Annotated in this window: 12 protein-coding genes and 1 riboswitch; of the genes, 10 read left to right on the top strand and 2 right to left on the bottom strand. The window is 69.4% G+C overall.

All coding sequences use genetic code 11. The annotated features are described in order from the left end of the window. Positions 1-73: 73 nt before the first annotated feature. Both AC1DYG_RS09625 and AC1DYG_RS09620 read right to left on the bottom strand, forming a co-directional pair. Positions 74-508: a SufE family protein gene (locus AC1DYG_RS09625; RefSeq protein ID WP_477639645.1), complete on the bottom strand. Its 435-nt coding sequence runs from the start codon at positions 506-508 to the stop codon at positions 74-76. A 53-nt stretch (positions 509-561) separates the two neighbouring features. Then, positions 562-1476 (bottom strand): sulfurtransferase, encoded by a 915-nt coding sequence (locus AC1DYG_RS09620; RefSeq protein WP_477639639.1) that lies wholly within the window; start codon positions 1474-1476, stop codon positions 562-564. Between the two features lie 84 nt (positions 1477-1560). On the opposite strand from AC1DYG_RS09620, the gene AC1DYG_RS09615 reads away from it, so the two are divergent. The 10 genes from AC1DYG_RS09615 (at position 1561) to AC1DYG_RS09570 (ending at position 10470) form a co-directional block, all read left to right on the top strand. Next, positions 1561-2277, top strand: a complete 717-nt coding sequence (locus AC1DYG_RS09615; protein WP_477639638.1) for an EcsC family protein — start codon at positions 1561-1563, stop codon at positions 2275-2277. Between the two features lie 165 nt (positions 2278-2442). Continuing rightward, a complete protein-coding gene (locus AC1DYG_RS09610) occupies positions 2443-2817 on the top strand; it encodes a YkvA family protein (protein WP_477639637.1) in 375 nt (124 codons plus the stop codon). Positions 2818-3013: 196 nt separating this feature from the next. Continuing rightward, positions 3014-4102 carry a DUF4192 domain-containing protein gene (locus AC1DYG_RS09605; RefSeq protein WP_477639636.1) on the top strand — a complete coding sequence of 363 codons (1089 nt, stop codon included), beginning with the start codon at positions 3014-3016 and terminating at the stop codon, positions 4100-4102. A gap of 90 nt (positions 4103-4192) precedes the next feature. Next, a riboswitch (SAM riboswitch) is annotated at positions 4193-4303 on the top strand. Between the two features lie 17 nt (positions 4304-4320). Then, positions 4321-5457, top strand: a complete 1137-nt coding sequence (gene metX / locus AC1DYG_RS09600; protein ID WP_477639635.1) for a homoserine O-acetyltransferase MetX — start codon at positions 4321-4323, stop codon at positions 5455-5457. A 107-nt stretch (positions 5458-5564) separates the two neighbouring features. Then, entirely contained in the window at positions 5565-5966 is a 402-nt protein-coding gene (locus AC1DYG_RS09595) for a universal stress protein (protein WP_477639634.1), read from the top strand. Positions 5967-6226: 260 nt separating this feature from the next. Then, the gene (locus AC1DYG_RS09590) at positions 6227-7858 is read left to right on the top strand and encodes an RNA polymerase sigma factor (protein ID WP_477639644.1); all 1632 of its coding nucleotides are present in this window, start codon (positions 6227-6229) and stop codon (positions 7856-7858) included. A 438-nt stretch (positions 7859-8296) separates the two neighbouring features. Then, positions 8297-8830 carry a septum formation family protein gene (locus AC1DYG_RS09585; protein ID WP_477639633.1) on the top strand — a complete coding sequence of 178 codons (534 nt, stop codon included), beginning with the start codon at positions 8297-8299 and terminating at the stop codon, positions 8828-8830. 148 nt (positions 8831-8978) lie between these two features. Further along, positions 8979-9329, top strand: coding sequence for a PadR family transcriptional regulator (locus AC1DYG_RS09580; protein WP_477639632.1), 351 nt, complete (start codon positions 8979-8981; stop codon positions 9327-9329). A gap of 2 nt (positions 9330-9331) precedes the next feature. Beyond that, positions 9332-9715, top strand: a complete 384-nt coding sequence (locus tag AC1DYG_RS09575) for a DUF1048 domain-containing protein (protein ID WP_477639631.1) — start codon at positions 9332-9334, stop codon at positions 9713-9715. Next, positions 9712-10470: an ABC transporter ATP-binding protein gene (locus AC1DYG_RS09570; RefSeq protein ID WP_477639630.1), complete on the top strand. Its 759-nt coding sequence runs from the start codon at positions 9712-9714 to the stop codon at positions 10468-10470. The genes AC1DYG_RS09575 and AC1DYG_RS09570 overlap by 4 nt, the downstream gene beginning before the upstream one ends. The last annotated feature ends 3 nt before the right edge of the window (positions 10471-10473 follow it).

Raw genomic sequence — 10473 nt, 5'->3', positions numbered from 1 at the left:
AGGCTGGGGAGGCTGGGGAGGCTGGGGAGGCAGGGGAGGCAGGGGAGGTGGGGGAGGTAGGGGCGGTGGCTGGTCAGGAGCGGGTCTTGAGCGCTACCTGGCGCTTGATCCGGCTCAGCATCCCGACCATGCCACGCAGCCGAAGCGGTGAGACCGCCTCGCCGAGCGAGAAGCGGTACGGCGCGTCCTCCGGCACGGCCAGCACCTCGGCGGCGGTCAGGCCGTCGAGCCCCTCACTGAGGATCCCCGCGAAGCCGCGGGTGGTCGGTGCCTCCGGTGGCGCCGAGAAGTAGAGGTGTACGGCCCGCTCACCCGGCTGGTCGGCGGGCTCGTCCGCGACCTCGACCGCGAGGAAGATCGGGGACTGGCACTCGTGGACCTGTTCCATGGTGTCGAGCGACCCGGCATACCTCTCCGGCAGCTCGGGCAGTCCCTCACTGAACTCCAGCAGGAGCTCCAGGCGTTGCGGCGCAAGCAGATCCGCGAAGTCGTCGGCGATCTCCTGCATCGCAGCCGGCAGGGGGACAGGCTGGGCGGCCGCCGGGCCGCTCACGGCAGTGGTCACGTCGGCGCGCCTTGTTCGACCGGGACGCGGACCGCGTTGCCCCACTCGGTCCACGAGCCGTCGTAGTTGCGGACGGCGTCGAAACCCAGCAGGTGGGTCAGGACGAACCATGTGTGGGAGGACCGCTCACCGATGCGGCAGTAGGCGATCGTGGCGTCGGTGGGGGACAGGCCCTGCTCCTGCAGGTAGATCGCCTCGAGGTCCGCACGCGACTTGAAGGTCCCGTCCTCGCTGGCCGCCCGCGCCCACGGCACCGACTTCGCACCGGGGATGTGCCCTCCGCGCATCGCGCCCTCCTGGGGGTAGTCCGGCATGTGCAGCAGCTCGCCGCTGAACTCGCCGGGGGAGCGCACATCAACCAGCGGCCCACCGAGGTGGGCCAGCACGTCCTCCTTGAACGCCCGGATCGGCGCGTCATCCCGTTCCACCACTGGGTATGCCGCGTCGCCGATCAGCGTCTCCACGGCCGACACCTCGCGGGTCAGCTCGCGTCCCTCGGCCGCCCACTTGGCTCGGCCGCCGTCGAGCAGCCTGACGTCGTCGTGGCCGAACAGGCTCATCACCCACAGCGCGTAGGCGGCCCACCAGTTGTTCTTGTCTCCGTAGATCACGACCGTGGTGTCTCGGCCGACACCGCGGGCCGACATGACTGCCGCGAACTGTTCGGGGCGGACGTAGTCGCGAACCACCGGGTCGTTCAGGTCCTGGTGCCAGTCGAGCTTCAGCGACCCCGGGATGTGGCCGGTGTCGTAGAGCAGCACGTCCTCGTCGGACTCCAGGACCACGATGCCGTCGGGTCCGCCGACGGCTCCGGCCTCGATCTGGTCGGCCAGCCACTGAGTGCTGACCAGTCGCTCGGGGTGGGCGTAGCGGGTGGAGCTGACGGAGGGGGAACCAGCGGAGTCGGCCATGTCCCAAGGCTAATCCCGCTGGTCACCCGGGCCCATGGCAGGATGGCCGCGACCGACCGAAACGAAACCCGGAGGGGTGCTGACGTGGGCTTTCTCGGAATGGGCAAGGACGAGGCAGAGGCCAAACCGACCTCGGCGCTCGAACAGGCGAAGGCCCCTCGCGAGGACTCGGGCATGTTCTCCGGCGCCGTGACCGGCCTGATCGAGAGCCTGCTCGACGTGGGCATCGACGGCAAGGGTCCGTTCGACTCGGCGCAGAAGGTCGCGGACGTCCGGCGGGCCGAGAAGCCTGGTGCGGACGAGGCCGTCGACGCCGTCGTCCGAGGTCACCTCAGGCTGGCTGCCGCCGGTGGGTTCGTCACCGGGCTCGGTGGTTTCGTCACGCTGCCGGTGGCGCTCCCGGCCAACGTCGTCGAGTTCTACATCGTGGCGACCCGGATGGTCGCCTCGATCGCGTCCCTGCGGGGCTACGACATCAAGCGGCCAGAGATCCGCTCGGCGGTGCTGCTCACCCTCGTGGGGGCCGACGCGGACGACCTGCTGAAGAAGGCGGGCGTTGCCTCGACCGGCCGGCTCGCCAACCTCGCGGCCCAGCGGCTGCCCGGGCCGGCGTTGATGGTGGTCAACAAGGCGGTCGGATTCCGGCTGCTGTCCACCGCGGGGAAGAAGACGCTCAGCCGGTTCGGCAAGGGCGTGCCCGTCATCGGCGGTGTCGTCGGGGCCGGTCTCGACAGCTACCTGCTGAAGAAGATCGCCGACCACGCGCGCCACGAGTTCCCCCCCAGGGCCACCGGCCTCTGAGGGGGATGGTCTCGGAGTGGCGTGGGCGTCCTCGCGCAGGCACGCTGGGACGGTGTCGGGAATCACCGGGGCGCCCAGGTCGTTTGAACCGTGTCCGGGCCATTGTGGCGTCCGGGAGCCTGCGCCCTCGAACAACCTGCGCCCTCGAACAACGGGAGTCTGACCATGGCCATGACCCGCTTCGGTGCCCTGCGCACCATCGCCACCGCGGTGCGGACCGCAACCCGTCCGGGATCGCCCGCCCTCGGCGAGCGACTGATGAGCCTGCCCCGACTGTTTCGGGCCACTTTTCGCGGTGAGTATGCCGGGACCACCCGCGGCCGGCTCCTGATGGTTCTCGGGGCGGTGGCCTATGTCGTGTCGCCCATCGACCTGATCCCCGAGCTGGCCCTGTCCGTCTTCGGTCTCGCCGACGACGCGGTGGTGGTGTCGTGGATCGCGGCAACCGTCGTCAACGAGACCGAGTCGTTCCTCGCCTGGGAGCGCACCACGCCGGCGAGGAGCGCGCACGAGACCGTGGAGGGCGACGTCGTCCGCTGACGCCAGCACGACGTCCTGATCCGCGCGGTCGGGGCGTTTCGGGGGGTGTGGGCGGTGCGGTATTTCGGGTGTGTGGACGCCGTCGTGGCGCCGTGGCGGTGCCCGCTGGGCACACCTCGCCCGCTCCGGACGGCCTCGTCCACAGCGCTGCCTGCCAGCGCTCACGGGCTGGCCTGGAGGCCGCCACCGTTGGCCCATGAGCCAGAGCCAGATCAGACTGCGAGGGCCGGCGGACGTCGTCGCCGTCCTCCCGTACCAGCTTGGTTACCACCCGCAGGACTCGATCGTGCTGATCGCCCTGCACGGTCGCAGCGTCGGGCTGATCGAGCGGATCGACCTGCCACCACCGCAGGACGCCGAACAAGTCGGCAGCGTCCTGGTGGCACCCCTGCTGGCGGACCGGCCAGATGCGGTCATGCTCGTCGGCTACGAGACGGCGGCTGGCTCGAGCCGGCTCGCGCTCGACGCGGTGCGTCGGCTGGCGACCGAGGCCGACCTCCAGGTGCTTGACCGACTCGTCGTTCGTGACGGACGCTGGTTCGCCATCGACTGCGCCGACGGTTGCTGTCCGAGCGACGGCGCACCCGTTCCGGCGGCCGCCGACACCCCCGCCGTCGCCGAGTACGTCGGGCTCGAGATCGCGCCGCTCACGGGTCGGTCGGCGATTGCCGACCTCGTTGCCGCAGATCCAGCCCTCGTGGAGGAGGTGGCAGCGGAACTGGCGGGTGTCGTGTCGTCCGACCCGGGACGGTCCGCGGCCGCCTTCCGGCTCGAAGCGCTGTCGCGCTGGTCCGTGGTCTGCGACGTGACCGATGGCGCCCCCGACGTCGAGGAGCTCGGTCCGGCCGGGGTCTCCCTACTCGTGCGCAGCATGGAGGACCTCGCGCTGCGCGACGGACTGGTGGCCTGGTTGTGCCCGGGTTCGCTGCCCCTGGACTCCCTGACGCCGGACCTCGTGGACGCGCTGCGCTGCAGCCTGCCGGCTCCCACCTGGCACAGCGGGTCTGCGGGAGCCTCGCCCGCCGTCGCCGGTCGCCGGCTGCTCGCCAGGTTGCAGTCCCTTGTCAGGTGCGTGCCCGACGAGCACGCGGCCCCAGTGCTCACGGTGCTCGCCAACTGTGCCTGGTGGCAGGGGGACGGAGCGCTGGCCCGGACGTGCGTGGACCGAGCGCTCCGCACGCACCCCGAGTACCGCCTGGCGCTGCTGCTCGAACGCATGCTCGACCTCGGAGTGCGTCCCGGAAGCCAGAAGCAGCAACCTGCGACGGAGGCGCGGTCCCGCTGACCCGGGCGTCGAGCCACGACCCGCCCTACTGCGCGTCCATCGTGCGGACGCCGGGGACGCGCCGACGGCCTCCTCGTATGATGGTCGACAGGTCATGAGTCCCAGCACCAAGCCCCGGCTTGCTGGGCGGCAACCCTCCTCGCGGTGGGGTGCCCCGGGTGAGGACCCGGCCGACCCTGACCTGGGCGGCAAGCGCGAGCGCCACAGGAGTAGTTCCGATGACCACGACCTCCCCACCACGAGCGACGTCAGGGGCCTGGCGCGAGGGTGACCCCGCCGGCCGACGCCAGTTCGTCGACCTCGGCGCGGTGGAGCTCGAGCGCGGCGGTGTCCTTCCCGCGGTGCGGGTCGCCTACGAGACCTGGGGTGAGCTCAACGCCGCTCGGGACAACGCCATCCTCGTCGAGCACGCCCTCACCGGTGACAGCCATGTCGAGGGCCCGACGGGTCCGGGTCATCCGACGCCGGGCTGGTGGGACGGGCTGATCGGGCCCGGCCGGCCCCTCGACACCGATCGCCACTTCGTCGTGGCCGCCAACGTCCTGGGCGGCTGCCAAGGGAGCACCGGCCCGTCCTCGCCGGCCATCGACGGTGCACCGTGGGGCAGCCGCTTCCCCTTCGTCACCGTGCGTGACCAGGTGCAGACCGAGGCCCTGCTCGCGGACGTCCTGGGCATCCACCGTTGGCACGCCGTCCTGGGCGGCTCCATGGGGGGCATGCGTGTCCTCGAATGGGCGGTGACCCATCCAGAGCGCGTCGCCACGGCCATCGTGCTGGCCAGCACGGCCTACGCCACTGCGGAGCAGATCGGCTGGTGCCAGGCGCAGCTGCTCGCGATCCGCGCGGACAGCGACTTCCACGGTGGCGACTACTACGAGCGCGGCGCCGGACCCGAGACGGGGCTGGGGATCGCGCGGCGGATCGCGCACGTCACCTACCGCAGCGAGCTCGAGCTGCACGAGCGGTTCGGTCGCGAGCCGCAAGCGGCGGAGGACCCGCTGGGCGGCAATGGTCGCTATGCCGTCGAGTCCTACCTCGACCACCACGCGGGCAAGCTGGCCGGACGATTCGACGCCAACTCCTACGTCGTCCTCACCGAGGCGATGAACTCCCACGACGTCGGGCGGGGACGTGGGGGAGTCGCGCAGGCACTCGCCAGGATCACCGCGCAGGTGGCAGTGGTCGCCGTCGACTCGGACCGGCTCTACCCGCCGCGGCTGTCCACGGAGATCGCGGACGCGGTCCCGGCGGCACAGCTGCACACCGTGCACTCCGACTACGGTCACGACGGGTTCCTCATCGAGATCGAGCAGGTCGGTCAGATCGTGTCCCGAGTGCTCGGTGGCCCTGCCTGACCGGGCGATTTCCGGTACGGTCGCCCCAGCGGCTGCCGTCGCCTGGTGTGCCCCGGTCCACCCGGGTCAACACCGCTACTCGGTCAACTGAACGTAGGAGGTCCCCTGTGTCCATCGTTGTGGGATATGTACCGACGAAGGAAGGGCGCGCCGCTCTGCGCCGGGCCGCGGACGAGGCGCTGCTGCGCAAGTCCAAGCTGATCGTCATCAACTCCCAGCGCGGTGGCCGAGACTTCGACGGTGACGAGGCGAACCGTTTCGAGGCGGACCTCTCCCGCATCCAGGGCGAGCTCGACGAGGAGGGCCTGGAGCACGAGGTGCGTCAGCTTGTCCGAGGCAACGAGCCGGCCGAGGACCTGATCGCCGTGGCCGAGGAGGAGCACGCCGAGTTCATCGTCATCGGCCTGCGTCGTCGCACTCCCGTGGGCAAGCTCATCCTGGGCTCGAACGCCCAGCGCATCCTGCTCGACGCGTCGTGCCCCGTCCTGGCCGTCAAGGCCGACGCCTGAGGCGACCGGTCTGCACCTGCCCTGCAGGCGTTCCATGGGCATCCAGCTGCGGATCGAGCAGGTGTCCGGAGTGTGCCGATGCGGGATCTGCGGGCAACTCGTTTTACAATGTCATCAACGAGATCTCGTCAGGGTCCAGCCCAGCCGATCTCGGCAATACTTCCACTCCCGCTGTTGTTGTCACAGACATCCCCTCAAGCATGGCTGTGATGACGTGCGCCGTGCCGCGAGTCCGCGACGAAAGGTAGTCCGTGTCGCCTGTGTCCAAGAAGGCTGCGAGCCCCGCACCGTCTCTTCCCCCCGAGTTCTCCCACCCCGCGCTGCAGAAGCTGCTCAAGCAGGGCCGCACCAACGGCTCGGTCGACAGCGGTCAGTTGCGTGATGCGCTGGAGGGGGCCGAGATCGCACCCAAGCGGATGAAGGCTGTGCTGCGTTCCCTGGACGAGCAGGGCATCCACGTGACCCTCGACTCGGCGACCGCCTCCCGCGCGGTGGCTGCGACCAGCACCCGCAAGAAGACGGCCACGGCGCCGGCCAAGAAGGCGGCCGCCAAGACTGCCGCACCTGCCGCCAAGTCGGCTGCCAAGACTGCGGCGCCGAAGGCCGAGACCACCCCCGTCAAGGCTGCTGCCGGCAAGGCCGCGGCCGCCAAGACTGCGCCCGCCAAGGCGACCACGACGAAGAAGGCCGCCTCCGCGGCCGCGGGTGAGGCAGCCCCGGCCACGAAGAAGGCAGCGACCTCGAAGTCGGCCGCCAAGACCGCGGCCACGGGCAAGGCTGCAGCAGACGGCGACGCCGCCGTCGACGGCGACGAGCCGGTGCCTGCCGAGCCCACCGAGGTGGTCGAGGGCGAGCTCGAGGACGTCGTCGTCGAGGACGACACCGAGGACGAGAAGAAGGACGACGAGGACGAGGGCTCCGGCTTCGTCCTGCGCGACGACGACGAGGACGACGCACCCGTCCAGCAGGTCGTCACCGCGGGTGCCACCGCAGACCCGGTCAAGGACTACCTCAAGCAGATCGGCAAGGTCGCGCTGCTCAACGCCGAGCAGGAGGTCGAGCTCGCCAAGCGCATCGAGGCCGGCCTGTTCGCCGAGGAGCGGCTCAACTCGGGCGACAAGATCGAGATGAAGCTCAAGCGTGAGCTGTGGTGGATCGCCCAGGACGGCAAGAAGGCCAAGAACCACCTCCTCGAGGCCAACCTGCGCCTCGTGGTCTCGCTGGCCAAGCGCTACACCGGTCGCGGCATGCTCTTCCTCGACCTGATCCAGGAGGGCAACCTCGGCCTGATCCGTGCGGTCGAGAAGTTCGACTACACCAAGGGCTACAAGTTCTCGACCTACGCGACGTGGTGGATCCGCCAGGCGATCACCCGCGCGATGGCCGACCAGGCCCGCACCATCCGCATCCCGGTGCACATGGTCGAGGTCATCAACAAGCTGGCCCGCGTGCAGCGCCAGATGCTCCAGGACCTCGGGCGCGAGCCCACCCCGGAGGAGCTCGCCAAGGAGCTCGACATGACCCCCGAGAAGGTCGTCGAGGTCCAGAAGTACGGTCGCGAGCCGATCTCCCTGCACACCCCCCTGGGTGAGGACGGCGACAGCGAGTTCGGTGACCTCATCGAGGACTCCGAAGCTGTGGTGCCCGCCGACGCGGTCAGCTTCACGCTGCTGCAGGAGCAGCTCCACTCGGTGCTCGACACCTTGTCCGAGCGCGAGGCCGGCGTGGTCTCGATGCGCTTCGGGCTCACCGACGGCCAGCCCAAGACGCTCGACGAGATCGGCAAGGTCTACGGCGTGACCCGCGAGCGGATCCGCCAGATCGAGTCCAAGACGATGAGCAAGCTGCGCCACCCGTCGCGCAGCCAGGTGCTCCGCGACTACCTCGACTGACAAGGCCGGCGCCAATCTCCGCCTGACCGCAGGTCCGGTGCCCGTGGGCTCCGGACCTGCTGCCGCGTCTGGTGGCCGGTGGGGGTTCCCCGTCCACGCTGGGCGCGAGCGACGTTGCGCAGAGTCGGACCGCCCCGGATGAGCCATCCATGCGTCTTTCGTACGAGCCTTCTCGTTGGTTTGCCGTACGTGCAGCACCGTGCGTTTGGCTAGGCTTCGCCGTGGACGAGTGGCTCTCCTCGGAGGGACAAGACGATGCCCGGTGACCCCCCTCTCGCATCTGACCCCGAAGGCTTGGCGTCGGGGCAAGCGGAAGCGGCGGCGCCTCAAGGGGCAACGGATACGTCCGGGACGAATCAGCAACCCGTCCCGGCAGCCCGCCACCGCGGACGAGTCCGCCACCGGGGCCTGAAGCAGTTCGCGGCCGCGACTGCGATGGTGGCCGCGGCGTTCGCCATCAGCTACGGGCTTTCTCGAGGTGGCGATGATCCGGCGGCCTTCGACCTCCCACAGGCGACCACCAGCTCTGCGACCTCGTCGCCCGCCACGTCGACGACAGGCGCTGTTGTGGCCACCGGGCCGACAGGGGCGCTGGCCAAGCCGAAACGCCTGCACTGGCATGCCGTCAAGTCCGCCATGTGCGTCCGGCTGCCTGACGACCCGAACGGGGTGCAATACCTGACCGTGGTCGACTGTCGCGCTGCGCACCAGGTGGAGGTTCTTGGGCGCGCTGTGATCAGCGGACCGAAGAAGTGGCCGGGGGACGACGCCATTTATGCCTCTGCGTTGGACAAGTGCAGGAAGGCCTTCGAGACGTACGTGGGCCTGGGCTACGACGAGTCGCGCCTGGACCTCGACTTCCTCACCGCTGACGTCAAAGGCTGGAATGCAGGAGACCACACGCTGGTCTGTCTGGTGTTTGACCCCGAGCACGCCACCATCACCAAGGCGCTCCGAGGCACGGCGCAGTAGCCGGTGGGCGAGGCCCGAGCACCCCGAGACCAGGGGTGGGTTCGTCGTGCCGGCATGCCGTTCTAGGGCTTGCGCCGGCACCACTACTCAGTGTTACTATCTACTGGTAGTTAGTAACACTGAGTAGTCAAAGGAGGTTCCTGGTTCGATGGGCAAGCAGGAGACGGAGATGCTCAAGGGAACGCTCGAGGGCGTTGTCCTCGCGATTCTGTCCGGCCGGTCGGCCTACGGCTACGAGATCACGGCCTGGCTGCGCGACCAAGGGTTCTCCGACATCGCCGAGGGCACGATCTATGCGCTGCTGGTCAGGATCGAGCAGCGGGGCCTGGTCGACGTGGAGAAGGTCCCGTCCGAGAAGGGACCGCCGCGCAAGGTGTACTCCCTCAACGCGCAGGGGCGCGATCACCTCGACGAGTTCTGGAGGACCTGGAGCTTCCTCACCGAACGCCTCAACCAGCTCCGCAGTGAACCCACCGACACGGAAGAAGGAGTGAAGTAGGCATGGCCGCCAAGTGGATCGAGACCGTCACCGGCTCGCTGGAACAGAAGAGGCAGTACCGGCACTACAAGGCCCGCATCGACGCCTTGCCGGAGCCGTACGGCAGCGCGGCCAAGGCGGTGCAGCGCTACCTCATGTACTACGGGGGCGTCACGGACGGCACCACCCTCGTCACCATGCTGGGCGACCTAGCCGACCTCTGGGACCGTGCCGCCGCGGACGGAACTGCGGTGCGCGCCATCGTCGGCGAGGACCCGGTCGAGTTCGCCGAGACGTTCGCGCAGGCCTATACGGGCACGCGGTGGATCGACAAGGAACGCGCTCGCCTGACCAAGGCGATCGACGGCGCGCAGGCAGTGGAGGAGCAGGAAGGTCGGGAGCAATGACGACCAGCGCAGCGATCCAGGTGCGGAGCCTGGAGAAGTCGTACAAGGACCTCGACGTCCTGCGTGGCGTGGACTTCGAGGTGGAGCGGGGGACCATCTTCGCCCTGCTCGGAGCGAATGGCGCGGGCAAGACCACCGTCGTGCGGATCCTGGCCACGCTGCTCAGGGCCGACGCCGGGATGGCCGTCGTCAACGGCTTCGACGTCGGCACGCACCCGGCGAGGGTGCGGGAGTCCATCAGCCTGACGGGACAGTTCGCCGCCGTCGACGAGATCCTCACCGGGCGCGAGAACCTCGTGCTGGTCGCACGACTGCGGCACCTCGTGGACCCGGGCGCGATCGCGGACACCCTGCTCGAACGCTTCTCACTGACCGACGCGGCGAGTCGGAGGGTGTCGACGTACTCGGGTGGCATGAGACGCCGGCTCGACATCGCCATGAGCCTGATCGGGAGCCCGCCGGTCATCGTCCTGGACGAGCCCACGACCGGGCTCGACCCCCAGGCTCGCATCGAGGTGTGGCAGGCCGTCAAGGAGCTCGCCGCTCATGGCATCACGGTGCTGCTCACGACGCAGTACCTCGACGAGGCCGAACAGCTCGCCGACCGGATCGCGATCCTGCATGAGGGTCGGATCATCGTGAACGGCACGCTCTCCGAGCTCAAGCAGCTCCTGCCGCCGGCCACGGTCGAGTACGTCGAGAAGCAGCCCACCCTCGAGGACGTCTTCTTCGCCCTCGTCGGCACGAACCACTGAGGA

The sequence above is a fragment of the Pedococcus sp. P1_H8 genome, assembly GCF_056405175.1.
Note: the sequence above shows the minus strand (reverse complement) of the source record. Positions and strands in the feature narration are given on the sequence as shown.